Below are 19,349 nucleotides of genomic sequence, written 5' to 3' on the forward strand. Positions count from 1 at the left end.
GTTAGAACAAACCTACGACACTCGATCGGGGTCAGCTGGCCACGGCCTCGGCGGCGCGACGGCGCTCGACCGTGTCGATCGCGAGGAGGATCGATTCGAGTTGATCGTCCGAGGCTCCGGCATCCTGTCGCAGAAACAGCGCGCGCTTGAAGTCGCGCCGGGCGTCTTCGAGTTCACCGGCGTCGAAGTTCACCTTGCCGCGGTGCTGGTACGCGAACGCGGCGATGCCAGCCCAGCCCTGCCCTTCGGCTTCTTCGGCGCACGTCGAGAGTTCTTGTTCGGCGGCCGCGTAGGCGCCGCGGGCCTGCTGGATAGTGGCGTGCAGAATGCGCGCGCGCAGGAGATCCTTGCGCGTGCCGGCCATGCGGGCCACGCGCACCGATTGCTCCGAGATGACGAGGGCGTCGTCGGCGCGCCCCAGTACTTTCAGCAGCCACACGCGCTCGAGCAGAGCGGGCAGGGAGCGCTGTTCGCCGATCTCGTCGAGCCGTTCTTGGCACTGAGCCGTGTTGACCTTCTCACGCAGAGTTTCGGGGTCGTACCCGAGAATGAAGCTCACCGTGACTCCCTTCGCCGCGCCGTGGATCGCCCCTCCAGTGTGCCCCGCGGGCGAGTGATCTACGCTCTCGGCACGCCGGGCTGCGGCATCCGATTCACCTCTCGAAGAGCGTCGAGGCAGGTTTCGGCGAGTCGGTCGCGTCGCCGTCGACGGCCACGCGCGCTCCCCGCGCGAACTCGTCGACTTCGCGGCCTTCGGCCACTTTCGCGGGGTGGGGTCCTGCGGCCATGAGGCGCGGGAGCCACGCAGTGGGGAGGGGGTGAGCGGATGCCGCGACCACCAGGTTTCCGAAGCGTCGGCCCTTCAGCGTTTGCACCTCGGCGAGGATGATCACGTGTTCGAGCACGCGCGAAATCGTCGCCACTTGGCGGCGGGCGAACGCGAGGCCTGCGCCGTCCGCGACGTTGACGAGCAGCACCCCTTCGGGGGCGAGGTAGCGCGCGGCTTCGGTGTAGAACTCGACGGTGGTGAGGTGGGCGGGGGTCTGCGCGCCGGAGTACACGTCTGACACGACGAGGTCGGCAGCACCGACGAGGGCAGCGGGTAGTCGGCCCAGGCCCGCCCGGGCGTCGCCGATGCGCACGCGGATCTGCGCTCCGCGCGGGAGCGGCAGGTTCTCGCGCACCAGGTCCCACAGTGCCGGCTCGAGTTCGACGACCTGTTGCCGTGATCCCGGGCGCGTGGCCTCGATGTACCGGGGGAGAGTGAGCCCACCAGCACCCAGATGGATGGCGGTGAGCGGCTGGCGAGGGAGTCGCAGTTGGTCGATCACCGCGCCCATGCGGGCGACGTATTCGAAGCTCAAGTGGGTCGGATCGTCAAGGTCGACGTGCGATTGCGGCGTGCCGTCGACGTCGACTTCCCACCCTGAGCCGAACTGTGCGGGCACGATCCGTGCGAGCGTGCCGTCCAGCAAGCGTGCCTGCGGGGCGGGAGTGTCGTTCTTCGCGCGCGCCATGACGATCACGGTAGTCGGATGCCACGACAGCCGCCGCGCGCGGGTTCCCCGCTACCGTTGTGCCATGGGTGCGATCGACCTGAACGCCGACCTGGGTGAGAGCGTCGACGGCGTGCCGACGGCGGATGATGACGCCATGTTCGCCGTGATCTCCAGCGCGAGCATCGCGTGCGGTGGGCACGCCGGGGATGCGGTGTCGATGCGCGAGTCGGTGGCACGCGCGCGCGAGTGTGGTGTCGCGATGGGCGCGCACCCCTCGTACCCCGACCGGCCGAACTTCGGGCGCGCCGCAGTCGTGATGGACGCGCCAGACCTGCGCGCGAGTGTCGCGCAACAGCTCGCGGCGCTCCTCGAGGCCGGGGCAGATCTGCAGTACGTCAAACCCCACGGTGCGCTGTATCACGCGGTGATCGGTGACGCCGAGCACGCTCGTGCGCTCGCCGCGGCCGTCGCCGATGCCTCGGATCGGATTGGTCGACCGCTGCCCGTTTTGGGTATGCCGGGGCACATCGCTCGAGCCGCAGCGGACGCGGGATCGCCGTTCGTACTCGAGGCGTTTCTCGATCGCGGGTACCAGGGCGACGGGATGCTCGTCCCGCGCACGCAACCGGGCGCGCTGTTGCACGATGCGGACGAGGTCGCGGTGCGCGCGGTGCGCCTGGTTCGCGAGGGCGTGGTCGAGACGGTCACCGGTGGCGTGGTCGGGGTGGATGCCGCCTCGCTGTGCCTTCACGGCGATACCCCCGAGGCGGTCGAGATGGCGCGCGCGGTGCGTGCCGCGCTCGTCGACGCCGGCATCGCGGTGCGCGCTCCTTGGTCAGACGTGACATGAGGGCGACATGACGACGTCGTCGCAGGACGCGGGGACCCCGCAAGGCAGCGCGCCCCCGCAGGCGCTGGCCGTCCGCCCCATGGGTGAGAGAGCCCTCCTCGTCGAGCGGTTGACTCTCGCCGAGGTGATGGCGCTCGCTGAGGCACTGCGCGAGAACCCTCCCGAAGGCGTCGTCGAGATCGTGCCCGCGGCCCGCACGGTGCTCGTGCGGTGCGACATCGCGCGCCTGCCGTTGCCTGTCGCGCGGGCATGGATCGCCAAAGTGAGTGAGCGAGCGGATGCTTCTCCCCCCACCCCGGCAACGGCAGATCCCGCGGTGCTCGACGTGGTCTACGACGGCCCCGACCTCGCCAGTGTCGCCGAGGTGCTCGGCGTGAGCGCCGAGGCGCTGGTGCGCGCGCACGCGAGCGCCACGTGGCGCGTTGCGTTCACCGGCTTCGCGCCCGGGTTCGCCTACGTCGCAAGCGCCGAGTGGCCGTTCGCCGTGCCGCGCTTGGCGAACCCGCGCACGCGTGTCCCCGCCGGGTCGCTGGGTCTCGCGGGGGAGTTTTCGGGGGTGTATCCGCGTGAATCGCCGGGCGGGTGGCAGCTGATCGGCCGCACCGATGCGGTGATGTTCGATCCGGATGCCGCATCCCCGGCGCTCCTCGTTCCCGGCGACACCGTGCGGTACCAACCGTGCCATGACCGGGTTGCCGCGCCCCCTCTGAACGACGCGCCCCCACTGAACGCTGCGCCGCCCCTGAACGCTGCATCCCCGGGAATGAACGCCGAGTCCGTGGGGAGACCGGATGCCACGGCCCCCCGGGCGCCGGCCACCGGCATCCGAATCATCGAACCTGGGCTTCTCTCAACCGTGCAGGACCTCGGGCGGCCGGGGGCAGCCGCGCTCGGTGTGTCGCAGTCGGGCGCGCTCGATCGCGGCGCGCTGCGCACCGCCAATCGACTGGTCGGCAACGCCGAGGCGGCCGCGGGCGTCGAAATCACGATGGGTGGGCTGCGCGCCCGGGCCCTGACCGACACGTGGTTCGCCGTGACGGGAGCGTGGGGCACGGTGCGCCTGGACGGCGCGGAGGTCGACCCGTACACCGCGCACGCGTGGCCGGCGGGGAGCGAAGTGCACATCGACTGGTTCGACCATGGCGTGCGCGCCTACCTCGCCATCCGCGGTGGCATCGACGCGCCGCGGGTGTTGCGCTCGCGCGCGACCGACGTGTTGTCGGGCCTCGGGCCTCAGCCCCTTGCGGCAGGGGTCGAACTGGCGCTTGCGAACGAGACGATGGGCGAGGTGCCCGTCGCGCCGCCGCCGGCGTGGGGTGCACCGCACGATGACGAGATCACGGTCGACCTCGCGCCCGGCCCGAGGGTGGACTGGTTCACATCCGCGGCGCGGAGCGCCCTATACGACACCGTCTGGACGGTCTCGAACCAGGCCGACCGTGTCGGCGTGCGGCTGGATGGCGCGGTGCTCGAGCGCGAGCGCACGGGCGAGCTTCCGAGCGAAGGGATGGTTCCCGGGGCAATTCAGGTGCCGCCGGACGGGCGACCCGTGATCCTCCTCGCCGACGGTCCGGTGACCGGGGGCTACCCCGTCATCGCGGTGGCGGCCGCAGCATCCCTCGATCTCATCGCCCAGGCGAGGCCGGGCACGCGCATCCGCTTCCGGCACGCGCGCCCGGCAGAGGCCCGCGACTAGTCGGCCTCGAGGAGGTCGGCGGTCGCGCGAAGGAACGCCGCCATCGCCGCGTTGCGGCTGGGTGCGGCATCCTTCCCTGTTTGTGACGTGCCCCCGGGCATCCCGCCAACAAGCGCCGAGATGGTCCGATCGGGGACGCCGACCGTGAGCAGTGTCGTGTCGGCGAGTGGTTCATCCGCCGTCAGCATGGGCGTCTGCTGGCGCTGATCGCCGAGCGCGGCGACCACCGCATCGACGAACGAGCGGTTCGTATACGACGTGCCGCCGGAGAGCACCTCGAGCGCAGTGCGCGTGAAGACGCCGTGCCCGTTGTTCTCCCACGCGACCTCTTCCGGCATGCACGCCGAGATCGTCACCTCGCGACGGATGATCGCCGGTCGGGCCTTCGTCGTGTTGCGTGCGCGACCGGGTTCGACGGCCACCACGCGCTCGCGCGCAGCCGTCTGCCACGGTTCGGCGACCGGTGCCCCGCGCAGTTCGCGGTAGCGTTCCATAGCCTCTGCCGGCATATCGACCCAGCGCGCGAGACTGTCGGTCGTCGGCGGCGTCGTGACCGCGCGACTGGCCGAGCCCGAGTGGCAGCAGTCCAGGAACAGCGTCACCGACACCCCGTCGGGAATGAGGTCCCAGATCGGGGCCAGATCGTCGTCGACGAGCAGGCGGCCCTGGCGGAAGTCGACCGGGCACCACGCTTCGTCGTACGGCCCGTGTTCGTCTTGCTCGTCCCCGTCCAAGTCATCGACGAACGTCCCGTGCCCCGAGAACTGAATCGCGATGACGTCGCCGGGGGTGGCACTGCCGACCAGCGACACCATCGACTGCACGATGTTGTCGCGCGTGGCATCGGCGTCCAGCAGCAGCGTCACCTCGAAGTCGCGAGAGGTGAGCACATCGGCCCATGCGCGCGCATCGGCGACGGCCCCGCGCAGGGCGTCGCCACCCGGGTACGCGTCCACGCCGATGCACAGGCCGCGCTTGCGCGGGACGACCGGAACCGGCAGAGGCAGCGGTTCGGGCAGCGGCTCGGGAGCGGGTTCGATGGTGCGACTCGCACCGACTGTTTCGAACTCGATGATCGCGTTGGTGCCGGTGATCCGGCGCGCGACGCTGTCCATCGTCTCGGGGTCGTTGTCGAAGCCACCGTGCGTGGTCGACAGGCTGCTCGACCGGGGGTCGCGCTCGGTCTTGCTGAGTACGAGTCGCTCGGCGTTGCCGCGCAGATAGGCGGCCAGGCGATCGTGGCGCCGGAGGTAGGTCTCCATGCCCAGGATGCGCGCCTCGCGCTCGGGTTCGAAGGCATTCGAGACGAGGTACAGCAGCGACTTGCGGTACGCCCACTTCACGTTGTCCTTCCGCTCGAACTCGTCGGTCATCGTGAAGATGCTCAGCTCTTTCACCTTGCGGGCAGCGCCCTGAGCATCCGCGAGGGGAAGCAACTGCGACGCGAAGGTGTCGATGCGCACCGCGGGGGCGAGGAACGACACGCTCTCGAACTCGGGCACGCCGAGCTCGATCGCTGCGGGCACGAAGTGCGAGTGGAAGATCGACCCCGCGCTGTGCCCGACGGCGTGCACCGTGATCGCGCCGGGGTTCGCCTTCATGAACGCCGCGAGGGCGCGCGCGAACTGCCACGCGCCGCCACCGTCGTACGACTTGCCTGCGGTGCGACTCTCGGGTGTCGAGCAGGCCGCCGCGTCGAGCTTCATGTCGTCCCACACGCCGACGCCGCCGATGCCACGGACGGCAGCCTCGATCACACGGTCGGTGACGTCGGTGATGCCGCGCGCGCCGACCGGACGGCGCCCGGTGACGGCATCCGCGATCGCCGACATGCCCCCCGATTGCCACACCATAAACACCGGGTAGGCGCCGTTGCGTCGCCACCAGTCGGCCGTCGACTGCGCGTAGCCCACACCCGCCTCCTTGTTCACCAGGCCGCCGTGCGCCCAGATCACCAGCGGCACCGGGCCGCCCGGATGCGCGTCGATGAACGCCGGCAGGTGCGTGTGGAAGATCTCGTCGATGTCGTCGGAGGTCGTCAGCAGCTCGTCGAGCGTCTTCGGGTTCTTCACCGACTTCTCGGCGAGGCGCCCATCTTCGGTGACGACCACGTGCGGGCGCACTGCCGAGTACGAGAGGGAGCGGATCGAGGTGGCCATGAGGTCGTCCTTTCGGGTGATGCGGGTGATGGTGCGGTCGGGTGATGCGGATGGATGGATCGGATGCCGCGGCAAGCGCTACGTGACGCTCACCACGGTGCGGGGGTCGGCGAACACCGTGAACGCCAGCGCGCTGAGATCGCCGCCGCGCCGCGCGTCCGCGCGTGCCTGCTTCGCGGACTCGCCGACGGGAAGGCCGTCGATGAGCAACCCGCGGTAGAACACGTCGACGAACTGCGACGCGACATCGTCGGCGACGGCCCAATTGCAGCCGACGAACACGCCCGCCCCGCCGCGCAGGAACGCTTCGGCGAACCCGCCGGATCCCGGTTCGCCCGACTGCAGTCGCCCAACATGGCAGGCGCTCAGGAACACCATCGACGCTGGTGGCGCGGTGTCGCCGCCGCCGAGTTCGGGGAGGTCGTCCCGGGCGTCGGACTCGTTGTAGGTAGAGGCTCGCGCGGCGTCGGCAGGATCGTGCGCGGCGAGAATCAGTTGCTGCCCGCGCGGGTCGAGGTCGTGCCAACGACCGTGGCCGGCGAAGTGCAGCAGGTCGAACCCCGCGGTGATCACGTCGCGCAGCTCGGCGGCCGTGGCATCCCTCGACCCCTCAGGCGCCCCGGGCAGATGCGCCCGCAGCGCGGCCACCTCGTCGTCGGTGCGTTGCAGTCGGAGCGAAGGCGACACGTACTCGGGAGCGAGCGTGCGCACGCGGGCCGGCGCCACGCGCACCTCGCGCGGGCGCGGCGCGTCGTAGACCCACCGCGTCAGCCCGGTGTCGGCAAGAAACCACACCCCGCCGTCGGAGGGGGTGCCCGGCGGCGGGGCCAAGTGCACGACTTCCCACGGCACATCGAGTTCGTCGGCCGTCTGCACGATAAGGCCGTCCAGGTCGTCGCGATGCCGCCACAACAGGTCAGCCACGCGCTCGTCGAACAGCGTGCGCGCGATGCGCTCGCCGACCCTTTGCAACAACTCGGTCGCCCGCTCGCGGCGCTCGTCCGCATCGGTGATCTTCGACGCCGCGTCGCGCACCGAGACCAAGCGCGCGTAGACGTCGGCCACGAACGCGGCCTTATCGTCGAGCGGCGTCGTGCACTCGGCGCGCTCGCCGCCGGCCGAGACCGAAATCGTGAGGGTCGACCGCCCCTCGGTCAGCGTTTCGTCGATGCGGATGCTCGGCAGCTCGACGATCTCGGTCGGCCGCCCCGTGGCCGTCCCTTCATGCACCACCAATTCATCGTCGGGTTCGGTGCCCTCGGCCACGACGGTGGCGCTCAGTCGGAACGTCGTCAGCGGCAGATCGATGTCGCCCTGTCGCACCGCAATCGACACGACGGCCCGGGGGAGATCGGTGGCGATCAGCCGGAAGACCGCGACAGCCTCGTCGTCGTCCTCCTCGGGAAGGGTCAGCTCCTGCACCGCGGGTGCGTCATCGGGGTGCTGGATGCCGCGCCCCGACACACTGATCTGCACGGGCAGGCTCGGATCCAGGTCGATGACATCCTCCGCGTGCGCGGTGCCCCTCGTGGGTGTGAGCGCGCGGCGTGACAGGCGCACGCGCACCTCGAACTCGCGGTGCTGGACGAGCGTCGCCGGCATCTCGGCGCCCACGTGCGCCCGCACGGGAGCATGTCGGGGAGACATTTCGGGGGCTGGCTCGGGGGCTGGCTCGGCCATCTCGGCCATGTCGGCCATCTCGAGCGGAACCTCATCGGGCGGCGCATCGCCCACATTCGGCGCGGGGGTGGGCGCCCGTCGTGGGGCCGGTGCGGGTGGAGGCGGTGGGGGAGCAGCCTCGAGACCGCGAGGGATGGGCCGCCGGCGCGAGCGCGGTTCGATGCGTTCGCGCGAGCCGGGTGGGCGGTGGCGGCGCCGCAGGCGCTCGAGCACCACACGAGTCGGCGCCGCGACCACAATGAAGACCGCGCGGTCGTCGACGCCGCGAATGCGCGCTCGGCATACGGCGCCCGCGCGTCGCAACGAGACGACCCTGACCTCGCCGTCCGCGATCACGAGCACCGCCTGCACCTCTCCGACGAGGTGGGGCACGGTGATCTCGATGCGCCCGACGCTCTCATCGCCGTCCACGCGCACGCGGACGGCATCGATGACGCGCACTTCGGTGCCCGTCGACGCGCGAGACACGCGCGCGCGGCCGACGATGTGCGCACCGGTGACGCGCAGACCGCTCCCACGGCGTGTGTCGTCGTTCCCCAGCATCCCGACCCCTTCGATCGGCGCGATGTGCGCGGTTCGAACTACGTGAGGGCGGCGCACCGCCGACTGATACACGGGCGCGACAGTGCGTCTGGGCGCCGTTATACCGCAGCGAAAGAAACTCGTCAACAATTCGGCTGGACATGGCGCGTCGAGGCGCCTATAGTAGGTAGTTGCGCTCTTGGATTCCCCCTGCCCTCATATGGTGGTCGGCTGTGTCTGCGCGTCCCCCGCATGATCTTCGGGTCATCGCGGCGTGGGGCCCGCAGGTTTCGGGGACCGGAGCACTTCACCTGACGACAAGGAAACGAGCCCCTCGCCCGGGCCCACGGAGGTAATCCCCTTGGCTGCTGCGCGCAACGCATCCACCACCACCCCCAAGAACGGCCGCGGAGCATCCCGCCTCTCGTTCGCCAAGATTTCCGACACGCTGACGGTCCCTGACCTGCTGGCGTTGCAGACCGAGTCCTTCGATTGGCTGGTCGGCAACGAGACATGGCAGGCCCGCGTCGAGGAAGCCCTCGAAGCCGGTCGCACCGACGTGCCCGAGATCAGCGGTCTCGAGGAGATCTTCGAAGAGATCTCGCCCATCGAGGACCTGAGCGAGACGATGCAGCTCTCGTTCACCAACCCCTACCTCGAGCCCGAGAAGTACTCGATCGAAGAGTGCAAGGAGCGCGGCAAGACCTACGCCGCCCCGCTCTACGTCGAGGCCGAGTTCATGAACCACCAGACCGGTGAGATCAAGACGCAGACGGTCTTCATGGGAGACTTCCCGCTGCAGACCGCGAAGGGCACGTTCATCATCAACGGCACCGAGCGTGTCGTGGTGTCGCAGCTCGTCCGTTCGCCCGGTGTCTACTTCGACAAGACGCCCGACAAGACGTCGGACAAGGACATCGTCTCGGCACGCGTCATCCCCAGCCGTGGCGCATGGCTCGAGTTCGAGATCGACAAGCGCGACCAGGTCGGCGTGCGCATCGACCGCAAGCGCAAGCAGTCGGTCACCGTCTTCCTCAAGGCCCTCGGTCTGTCCAGCGAAGACATCCTCAACGAGTTCGCCGGCTTCGACTCGATCGAAGAGACGCTGTCGAAGGACACGATCCTCACCAAGGAAGACGCCCTTCGCGACATCTACCGCAAGCTCCGTCCGGGCGAGCAGGTCGCCGCAGAGGCTGCCCGCGCGCTGCTGGACAACTTCTACTTCAACCCGAAGCGCTACGACCTCGCCAAGGTGGGTCGCTACAAGATCAACCAGAAGCTCGGTCTGGCCAACCCCCTGACCGACTCGGTGCTCACTGTCGAAGACATCGTCGCGACGATCAAGTACTTGGTGCGTCTGCACCGCGGCGACACCTCGTACGAGGGCGTGCGCAGCGGCAAGCCCGCCGAGATCCGCCTTGACGTCGACGACATCGACAACTTCGGCAACCGTCGCATCCGCGCCGTCGGTGAGCTCATCCAGAACCAGGTCCGCACGGGTCTTTCCCGCATGGAGCGCGTCGTCCGCGAACGCATGACCACGCAGGACATCGAGGCCATCACGCCGCAGACCCTGATCAACGTGCGCCCCGTCGTCGCGGCGATCAAGGAGTTCTTCGGAACGAGCCAGCTGTCGCAGTTCATGGACCAGAACAACCCGCTCGCGGGTCTGACCCACAAGCGCCGCCTGTCGGCGCTCGGTCCCGGTGGTCTGTCGCGTGAGCGCGCCGGCGTCGAGGTTCGTGACGTCCACCCCTCGCACTACGGCCGCATGTGCCCGATCGAGACGCCTGAAGGCCCCAACATCGGTCTGATCGGCTCGCTCGCATCCTTCGCGCGCATCAACTCGTTCGGTTTCATCGAGACCCCGTACCGCCGCGTCGTCGACGGAACGGTCACCGAGCAGATCGACTACCTCACGGCATCCGAAGAGAGCGACTTCATCGTCGCCCAGGCCGGTGTCGAGCTGACCGCTGCGAACAAGTTCGCCAACGAGCGCGTTCTGGCCCGTCGCGGCCAGGGTGGCGAGGTCGACCTGTTCCACGCTGACGAGATCGGCTACATGGACGTCTCGCCGCGCCAGATGGTTTCGGTCGCGACCTCGCTCATCCCCTTCCTCGAGCACGACGACGCGAACCGCGCCCTCATGGGTGCGAACATGCAGCGTCAGGCTGTGCCGCTGCTGCGCAGCGAGTCGCCCGTGGTCGGAACCGGTATGGAGGGCTACGCCGCCATCGACGCCGGTGACGTGGTCACCGCTGAGAAGGCCGGTGTCGTTCTCGAGGTGTCGGCTGACGTCGTCACCATCCAGCTCGACGAGGGCGGCACACAGGAGTACTACCTGCGCAAGTTCGACCGCTCGAACCAGGGCACGTCGTACAACCAGCGCGTCATCGTCTCGGCGGGCGAGCGCATCGAAGCCGGTGAGGTCATCGCCGACGGTCCCGCGACCGAGAACGGCGAGCTCGCGCTCGGAAAGAACCTCCTCGTCGCGTTCATGACGTGGGAAGGCCACAACTTCGAAGACGCGATCATCCTCAGCCAGAACCTGGTGAAGGACGACACGCTCTCCTCGATCCACATCGAGGAGTACGAAGTCGACGCCCGCGACACCAAGCTGGGTAAGGAGGAGATCACCCGTGACCTCCCCAACGTCAGCCCCGACCTGCTGAAGGACCTCGACGAGCGCGGCATCATCCGCATCGGTGCCGAGGTTCGTCCCGGCGACATCCTCGTCGGCAAGGTCACGCCGAAGGGTGAGACCGAGCTGTCGGCCGAGGAGCGCCTGCTCCGCGCGATCTTCAACGAGAAGAGCCGCGAGGTGCGCGACACGTCGCTGAAGGTTCCCCACGGTGAGCAGGGCACGATCATCGCCGTCAAGGAGTTCAACGCCGAGGACGGCGACGACGAGCTGGGCTCGGGCGTCAACCGTCGCGTCGTGGTCTACATCGCTCAGAAGCGCAAGATCACCGAGGGCGACAAGCTCGCCGGCCGCCACGGAAACAAGGGTGTCATCGCCAAGATCCTGCCGATCGAGGACATGCCCTTCCTCGCCGACGGTACGCCCGTCGACGTGATCCTCAACCCGCTCGGTATCCCCGGTCGAATGAACTTCGGCCAGGTGCTCGAACTTCACCTCGGCTGGATCGCTCAGCAGGGATGGAAGGTCGAGGGCACGCCCGAGTGGGCGAGCCGTCTCCCCGAGAACGCGCGCGAGGCAGCGCCCGGCACCAAGGTCGCCACCCCGGTGTTCGACGGCGCGGCCGAGACCGAAATCGCGGGTCTGCTCGATTCGACCACGCCGACGCGTGACGGTGACCGCCTGATCGACTCCAGCGGAAAGACGCTGCTGTTCGACGGTCGCTCCGGCGAGCCGTTCCCGGCGCCGATCTCGGTGGGCTACATGTACATCCTGAAGCTCCACCACCTCGTCGACGACAAGATCCACGCGCGTTCGACCGGTCCGTACTCGATGATCACCCAGCAGCCGCTCGGTGGTAAGGCGCAGTTCGGTGGTCAGCGATTCGGTGAGATGGAAGTGTGGGCCCTCGAGGCCTACGGTGCCGCGTACGCGCTGCAGGAGCTCCTCACGATCAAGTCCGACGACATCCTCGGCCGCGTCAAGGTGTATGAGGCGATCGTCAAGGGCGAGAACATCCAAGAGCCCGGCATCCCCGAGTCCTTCAAGGTGCTCATGAAGGAAATGCAGTCGCTCTGCCTGAACGTCGAGGTTCTCTCGGCGGACGGCACGGCGGTCAACCTCCGTGACACCGACGACGACGCCTTCCGCGCTGCGGAAGAGCTCGGAATCAACATCTCCAGCCGCTTCGAGTCCTCGTCGATCGACGAGATCTGATCCGGCCAGGCAACGAACGAAATTCCGACACAGGAGAACTAGTGCTCGAATCAACTACTTTCGATCAGCTTCGCATCGGCCTGGCCACCGCCGACGACATCCGTCGTTGGTCGTACGGTGAGGTCAAGAAGCCCGAAACCATCAACTACCGCACGCTGAAGCCCGAGAAGGATGGCCTCTTCGGAGAGCAGATCTTCGGACCGTCGCGTGACTGGGAGTGCGCGTGCGGTAAGTACAAGCGCGTGCGCTTCAAGGGAATCGTCTGCGAGCGGTGTGGCGTCGAGGTCACGAAGTCGTCGGTGCGCCGTGAGCGCATGGGTCACATCGAGCTCGCCGCACCCGTCACGCACATCTGGTACTTCAAGGGTGTGCCCTCGCGACTGGGCTACCTGCTCGACATGGCGCCGAAGGACCTCGAGAAGGTCATCTACTTCGCCGCGTACATGGTGATCTCGGTCGACGAGGATGCTCGTCACCGTGACCTCGCGACGCAGGAGAACAACATCCGCCTCGAGCTGAAGACGCTCGCCGACCGTCGCGACGCTCGCGTTGCCACGCGCTTGCAGAAGCTGGAAGAAGAGCTTGCGGCTCTCGAGGCCGAGGGTGCCAAGGCCGATCAGAAGAAGAAGCTCAAGGACGCCGCCGAGAAGGAGATGTCGGCGACCCGCAAGAACTTCGACGAGCAGATCATCCGCCTCGAGAAGGTGTGGGAAGACTTCCGCACGCTCGAGGTCGGCCAGCTCAAGGGCGAAGACGAGATCTTCCACGAGCTGCAGGACCGCTTCGGTCAGTACTTCGAGGCCTACATGGGCGCCGAGTCGATCAAGCGTCGCCTCGCGGCGTTCGACCTGGCGGCCGAGGCCGAGAGCCTGCACCTGCAGATCGCCGAGGGCAAGGGCCAGCGCAAGATCCGCGCGATCAAGCGCCTGAAGGTCGTCAACTCGTTCCTGCAGACCGGCATGACGCCGGCCTCGATGGTGCTCGACGTCGTTCCGGTGATCCCGCCGGAGCTTCGTCCGATGGTTCAGCTCGACGGTGGCCGCTTCGCCACCAGTGACCTGAACGACCTGTACCGTCGCGTGATCAACCGCAACAACCGTCTTCGTCGCCTCATCGACCTCGGTGCCCCCGAGATCATCGTGAACAACGAGAAGCGGATGCTGCAGGAGGCCGTCGACGCACTGTTCGACAACGGCCGCCGTGGTCGCCCCGTCACCGGTACCGGAAACCGTGCCCTCAAGTCCCTCAGCGACATGCTGAAGGGTAAGCAGGGTCGCTTCCGTCAGAACCTGCTCGGAAAGCGTGTCGACTACTCGGGTCGTTCGGTCATCATCGTCGGACCCCAGCTGCAGCTCCACCAGTGTGGTCTGCCCAAGCAGATGGCTCTGGAGCTGTTCAAGCCGTTCGTGATCAAGCGCCTGATCGACCTCGGTCACTCGCAGAACATCAAGGCCGCCAAGCGCGCCGTCGAACGCACGCGCCCCGAGGTCTGGGACGTGCTCGAGGAGATCATCCGCGAGCGCCCCGTGCTGCTCAACCGTGCACCTACGCTGCACCGCCTGGGTATCCAGGCCTTCGAGCCGCAGCTCGTTGAGGGCAAGGCCATCCAGCTTCACCCGCTGGTGTGTGCCGCGTTCAACGCCGACTTCGACGGTGACCAGATGGCTGTTCACCTGCCGCTGTCGGTGGAGGCGCAGGCCGAGGCCCGCATCCTCATGCTCGCGTCGAACAACATCCTGAAGCCGTCGGACGGCCGTCCGGTCACCCTGCCCTCGCAGGACATGATCATCGGTCTGCACCACCTGACCACGGTCAAGGAAGGTGCGATCGGCGAGGGTCGCGTGTTCGGCTCGGTGTCGGAGGCGATCCTCGCCAAGGACGAGGGAACCCTCGACCTGCAGGCGAAGGTCCGCATTCGCGTCCCCGGTCTCACGTTCCTCGAGGGCGAAGCGCCCGAGGGCTACGAGCGTCACGGCCTTCTCGACGCGTCGCTGGGTCAGGCGATCTTCAACGACACGCTCCCCAAGGGTTACCCCTTCGTTCGCGAGCAGGCTGACAAGGGCAAGCTGTCGCAGATCGTCAACAAGCTCGCCGAGGAATACCCCAAGGTCGAGGTTGCGGCATCGCTGGACCGCATCAAGGACGCCGGCTTCCACTGGGCCACGCGCTCGGGTGTGACCGTTGCTCTGAGCGACATCCTCACGCCGCCGAACAAGGCCGAGATCGTCGCGGACTACGAGAAGCAGGCCGCGAAGGTTCAGGGTCAGTTCGAGAAGGGTCTCACCACCGACGCCGAGCGTCGCCAGGAGCTCATCAAGATCTGGACCGAGGCGACCGACGACGTCCAGAAGGCGATGCGCGACAACTTCCCGGCAGACAACACCATCAACCGCATGGTGTCGTCGGGTGCTCGTGGTAACTGGCTGCAGATCCGCAACATCGCGGGTATGCGAGGCCTGGTGAACAACCCGAAGGGTGAGATCATCCCCCGTCCGATCATTTCCTCGTACCGCGAGGGTCTGTCGGTGGCGGAGTACTTCATCGCGACGCACGGTGCCCGTAAGGGTCTGGCCGACACGGCTCTCCGTACCGCCGACTCGGGCTACCTCACGCGTCGTCTCGTGGATGTGTCGCAGGACGTCATCATCCGCGAAGAGGACTGCGCGACTTCGAAGGGTCTCGACTTCGTCATCGCGGCACAGGGTGCCGACGGCACGCTGGTCAAGGACGCGAACGTTGAGAACTCGGTGTTCGCACGTACTCTCGCAGCCGACGTCGTCGACGCCAAGGGCGAGGTTCTCGCCGCGGCCGGTGACGATGTGGGCGACGTCCTCATCGACAAGCTCGTCGAGGGTGGCATCGAGGTCATCAAGGTTCGCTCGGTGCTGACCTGTGACTCGGCCGTCGGCGTGTGTGCGAAGTGCTACGGCCGTTCGCTGGCCACCGGCAAGATCGTCGACATCGGCGAGGCCGTCGGTATCATCGCGGCCCAGTCGATCGGTGAGCCCGGTACCCAGCTGACGATGCGTACCTTCCACACCGGTGGTTCGGCCTCGGCTGACGACATCACGCAGGGTCTTCCCCGTGTGCAAGAGCTCTTCGAGGCTCGCACCCCCAAGGGTGCGTCGCCCATCGCAGAGGCCGCTGGTCGCATCACGATCGACGAAACCGAGAAGGCCAAGAAGGTCATCCTCACGCCCGATAACGGCGACGAGCCGCACGTCTACCCCGTGCTCAAGCGTGCGACCCTCCTCGTTGAGGACGGCGACCACGTCGAGGTCGGACAGGCGCTCCAGGTCGGCACGCTCGACCCCAAGGAGGTCATGCGTGTCATGGGCGCCCGCGAGGTGCAGCAGTACCTCGTCAACGGCGTGCAGGGCGTCTACCGCTCGCAGGGTGTGCCGATCCACGACAAGCACATCGAGGTCATCGTTCGCCAGATGCTGCGTAAGGTCACCGTGGTCGACCACGGTGAGACCGACCTGCTTCCCGGTGAAATGGTCGACTTCAAGCGCTACCAGATGATCAACCGTGAGGCTGTCACGTCGGGCAAGCGTCCGGCGTCGGGTCGTCCCGAGCTCATGGGTATCACCAAGGCGTCGCTGGCAACCGAGTCGTGGCTGTCGGCCGCCTCGTTCCAGGAGACGACCCGCGTGCTTACCCAGGCGGCGATGGACGGCAAGAGCGACCCGCTGGTCGGCCTCAAGGAGAACGTCATCATCGGTAAGCTCATCCCGGCCGGAACCGGACTTGCGAAGTACCGCAACGTCTCGGTCGAGGCGACGGAAGAGGCGAAGAGCGAGCGTTACCCGCACCGCATCTTCGCGTCGGACGGCGCGATCAACGACGCCGACCTGAGCTACGTCGACTTCGACAGCTTCACCACCGACGACTTCACCTCATACAACTGAGACTGAGCGTCTGAACGAAGTGCCCCGGGTTTCGCCCGGGGCACTTCGCCGTTTCCGGCCGCGCCGTTCCGCGCGCGCCGAACCGGGCGGCACCCAATGGCGACGTACCGTGGGGGAGGGAGGGCGAACATGGCACGAGTCGGCGGGCGTAACGCGTGGATCGCTGTGCCCATCGGTCTGATCTGCGCCGCTATCGTCGCCGCCCTCGTGTGGCTGGCCATCCCGATGGGCCCCATTCTCGTGGCGTGGGCGGGCGACACGCTACGGGCGGCCACGGCCCCGGCCGAGGTGCAAGAGCCCGGGATCGCACCCAGCGAGCGGGCTGTACAGGAAGGCGACTTCGACTGCCGCGAGCTATACCCCGATGTGCTGTGGAGTCAGCTCACGTTCTACGGGCAGGGACTCCTCGCGCAGTCGACCGCGACGCCGGCAACGGATGTTGAGGCACTCGTCGACGCGCTGCAACCCGAGGTACGCGTCACGTGCGCGTGGCGCCTCGAGAGCGATCAGCGCATCTCAAGCACGCTCGCACTCGTGCCCGACGATGCGGCACTGATCGCGGATGCGGCGCTTCGGGGCGAAGGCTTCACGTGCACGACCCCTGCGGGGGCGACCGCGGATGCTGTGGTCTGCACGCGCACTCAAGGTGATGTCATCGAGACCCACGCGGTCCGTGGTGGCCTGTGGCTGTCGAGCGTCGAAGACAACTGGCATCCCGAGCTGTACGCCGAGCAGCTCGAGGCATTCGTGTGGAACGAGCCGATTCCTCAGCCGTAAAGGCTCGCGACGATCGCGTCCGTGTAGCCGCTGGGGGCCAGGTTCGAGTATCGCGTATCGATCATCACGCCGTTGCGCCAGTAGAGCGTCCGCCCGTCGATGACGGGGTAGGTCGCGTTCTCCCACGTCTTTTCGCAGCGCGTGCCCTCGTCGGGCGTATAGCAGGTGAAGTCCTGCTCATCGGCGAGTTCGTTCAGCATGTCCAGCGCGGGCCCGCGCGACATGTAGCTGATCGTGGTGGTGAGGCCAGTAGTGTCGGCGGCCGGGTCGCCCCAGATGCAGATGAGGCTCCCGTCGGGCTGTGATCCGGATGCGCCGAAGGCCGGGTCGTTGAGGGGAACCCCTTCAAGCTCGGCCAGCACGGACGCGTTCAGCAGACTCTGGCAGTCCTCGGGGATCTCGGTGGCTGCCTCGGCCGTCGCGCTCGGCTCTGCGTCGGGCGTGATCGTCGCAATGGGCGTGGGGCTCGGTACGAGCGATGCGGTGGCCGATGGCGTCGCATCGGGGGATGTGCCGTTCTCGGGCGCACACGCGCTGAGGGTCGCGATGAGTGCGACGGATGCCGCGGCAGTGGCCAGTGCCGAAATGTGAACCCTCATGACGCCACCCTACGTCGCGGTGGGGCTGCGCTGAAAGGTGCGGGACCCGCCTGGGCAGAAAGGTGCGCGACGCGCCTGGCGTGACCACGGCATGGCTACGGGGATCGCGGGCGATCGGGCGTTACTCTCGCTGTGGTGGGGATGAGCCCTGCGTGAGGAGTGCCTGCGATGAGTGACCCCAAGTCTTCCTACGGCGAGCCCGTCGAAGAGCCGAACGACGTGGACGACGTCGTCGGGCGTGCCAACGAGGGCCTTGCTGACGCCGAGGCTGCGCGCCGCGACCCCTCCGAGGAAACTTCGGATGCCGCGACCGAAAGCACTGCGGATGCCCCAGCGCCCGAGGCGACGAGCGATCCCGTCGACGCACCAGCTGCCGAGTCGGCGACGGCGGACGTGGAGACCCCCGCAGAGGCCGAAGCCCCCGACGCAGTAGCGTCCGCGGCAGACGCCCCCGCAGCCGACACTTCGGCGGCAGACGCGCGCGCTGAAGCAGACAAGGCATGGGCCGACGAGTACGCATCCCTCGGCGGCGAGCCGGTCGCCCCCGCTGCGGCCGCACCGGCCGCCGCAACGACGGCCGACGAGCCCGCCACCGTGGCGTACGACGCCGCGCCCGCCACCGTGGCGCCGAGCGAGCCGGTCTCGCAAGACGGCTACGCCGCGGCAGGTGCCGCGGGCGCCGCCGCAACGACCGCGTACGCGCCGCAGCCGATCTTCGTCCAGGCGCCCGAGGCACCGCGCCCGCGCGGTAACCGCGCAGCCGCTGGCGCCATCGGCCTGCTGGCTGCACTATCGTTCGGCATTCTCTACCTCACCGCGTGGCTGGGCTTCGGCGCGCTGACCGGCGACGTCACGACCGACAACGTCGGCACGAGCGCCCTCGATGCGCTCGGCACCTGGTCGCTGTGGGTTCCGGTGGTGGTGTTCTACATCGCGTTCTGGCTGCTCGGTGCAATCATCAACCGCGGGCGCTGGGGTGCGTGGGTCATCTTCGGCTTGTTCGTGGGCATCGCCGCGTACGGCGGCCACATCCTCGGGGCGCTCTTCCAGGCTCCGTTCTGGACGCTCACCGCGAGCCAGGGCGCAGAACTCGTCGAGGGTGAGCTACTCGCGCCCCTCGCGATCGCGTCATTCGTGATCGCGCGCGAACTGACGATCTGGTTCGGCACGTGGGTCTCGGCACGCGGCAAGCGTGTCACCGAGCTGAACACCGAGGCGCAGCGCGAGTATGAGCGCACCCTCGAGGCGGGCCCGCAGCTCGTCCAGCAGTAATGTCCGATCAACGCGACGGCGATGGCGGTGGACTCCGCCCCGCCGTCGCGTTGTCGTTTGCGGTGATCGGCTTCGGCACGCTCGTCATCTTCGCGTTCGGGATGACCAGTCTCGCTCTCGATCAGGACGTGCTCTCCGTCCCGGGGCTCGGTTACGCACCCGGTGTCGTTGCGGTGCTGTCCTCGCTTGCCGCATTCGCGGTGTCGCTGTGGGGCACGATCCGTCGCGGGCAGCCGTCGTACGCGTCGACGGTGATCGTGGCGCTCGCCTCGGCGCTGGCATACGTCGTCGGGTTATGGCTGACGGCCCTCATCACCGGTTCCCCGCTCGCCATCGCGACGGCGGCGACCGGGTCATTCGTCACGTCCTGGTTCTTTCTCGTCTTGGTGTTGGCAGCGGCTATCGCAGCGTGGGGCGGGATCGCGCTGGTGCGCACACGCTCTTCGCGACCGCGGTGGCCGTGGGAAGACGAAGACGAATAGTGGATGCCGCGGCGGCATGCACCTGAGAAATCGGCCCCGCGGTACT

Annotated in this window: 12 protein-coding genes; 7 read left to right on the top strand and 5 right to left on the bottom strand. The window is 67.9% G+C overall.

Annotation, left to right across the window (positions count from 1 at the left end; all coding sequences use genetic code 11):
• Nucleotides 1-31: 31 nt before the first annotated feature.
• Together ON062_RS01265 and ON062_RS01270 are read right to left on the bottom strand one after the other, a co-directional pair.
• A complete protein-coding gene (locus ON062_RS01265; protein WP_274645315.1) occupies nt 32-559 on the bottom strand; it encodes a hypothetical protein in 528 nt (175 codons plus the stop codon).
• A gap of 94 nt (nt 560-653) precedes the next feature.
• Nucleotides 654-1,517, bottom strand: coding sequence for a spermidine synthase (locus tag ON062_RS01270; protein ID WP_274645316.1), 864 nt, complete (start codon nt 1,515-1,517; stop codon nt 654-656).
• 64 nt (nt 1,518-1,581) lie between these two features.
• Between ON062_RS01270 and pxpA the strand changes: the two genes are divergently transcribed.
• Both pxpA and ON062_RS01280 read left to right on the top strand, forming a co-directional pair.
• On the top strand, nt 1,582-2,349 hold the full coding sequence (pxpA, locus tag ON062_RS01275; RefSeq protein WP_274645317.1) for a 5-oxoprolinase subunit PxpA: 768 nt from the start codon (nt 1,582-1,584) through the stop codon (nt 2,347-2,349).
• 7 nt (nt 2,350-2,356) lie between these two features.
• Entirely contained in the window at nt 2,357-4,045 is a 1,689-nt protein-coding gene (locus ON062_RS01280) for a 5-oxoprolinase/urea amidolyase family protein (RefSeq protein WP_274645318.1), read from the top strand.
• Here the strand turns inward: ON062_RS01280 and ON062_RS01285 are convergent.
• Both ON062_RS01285 and ON062_RS01290 read right to left on the bottom strand, forming a co-directional pair.
• Nucleotides 4,042-6,204 (bottom strand): caspase family protein, encoded by a 2,163-nt coding sequence (locus ON062_RS01285; protein ID WP_274645319.1) that lies wholly within the window; start codon nt 6,202-6,204, stop codon nt 4,042-4,044. The two genes, ON062_RS01280 and ON062_RS01285, sit on opposite strands and share 4 nt — an antisense overlap.
• Nucleotides 6,205-6,282: 78 nt before the next feature.
• On the bottom strand, nt 6,283-8,427 hold the full coding sequence (locus ON062_RS01290) for a CHAT domain-containing protein (protein WP_274645320.1): 2,145 nt from the start codon (nt 8,425-8,427) through the stop codon (nt 6,283-6,285).
• A 340-nt stretch (nt 8,428-8,767) separates the two neighbouring features.
• Between ON062_RS01290 and ON062_RS01295 the strand changes: the two genes are divergently transcribed.
• From ON062_RS01295 to ON062_RS01305, 3 genes are all read left to right on the top strand, one after another.
• Nucleotides 8,768-12,262 carry a DNA-directed RNA polymerase subunit beta gene (locus ON062_RS01295; protein WP_274645321.1) on the top strand — a complete coding sequence of 1,165 codons (3,495 nt, stop codon included), beginning with the start codon at nt 8,768-8,770 and terminating at the stop codon, nt 12,260-12,262.
• 41 nt (nt 12,263-12,303) lie between these two features.
• A complete protein-coding gene (gene rpoC, locus ON062_RS01300) occupies nt 12,304-16,173 on the top strand; it encodes a DNA-directed RNA polymerase subunit beta' (protein ID WP_274645322.1) in 3,870 nt (1,289 codons plus the stop codon).
• Nucleotides 16,174-16,302: 129 nt separating this feature from the next.
• Complete coding sequence (locus ON062_RS01305) at nt 16,303-16,950, top strand: hypothetical protein (protein WP_274645323.1); 648 nt, start codon at nt 16,303-16,305, stop codon at nt 16,948-16,950.
• Here ON062_RS01305 and ON062_RS01310 read toward each other — a convergent pair.
• Complete coding sequence (locus ON062_RS01310; protein WP_274645324.1) at nt 16,941-17,549, bottom strand: hypothetical protein; 609 nt, start codon at nt 17,547-17,549, stop codon at nt 16,941-16,943. The two genes, ON062_RS01305 and ON062_RS01310, sit on opposite strands and share 10 nt — an antisense overlap.
• A gap of 168 nt (nt 17,550-17,717) precedes the next feature.
• On the opposite strand from ON062_RS01310, the gene ON062_RS01315 reads away from it, so the two are divergent.
• A complete protein-coding gene (locus ON062_RS01315; RefSeq protein ID WP_274645325.1) occupies nt 17,718-18,821 on the top strand; it encodes an ABC transporter in 1,104 nt (367 codons plus the stop codon).
• Nucleotides 18,821-19,303: a hypothetical protein gene (locus ON062_RS01320; protein WP_274645326.1), complete on the top strand. Its 483-nt coding sequence runs from the start codon at nt 18,821-18,823 to the stop codon at nt 19,301-19,303. Before ON062_RS01315 ends, ON062_RS01320 begins: the two co-directional genes overlap by 1 nt.
• The last annotated feature ends 46 nt before the right edge of the window (nt 19,304-19,349 follow it).

This window comes from Microbacterium sp. C7(2022), assembly GCF_028823665.1.
GTDB lineage: Bacteria > Actinomycetota > Actinomycetes > Actinomycetales > Microbacteriaceae > Microbacterium.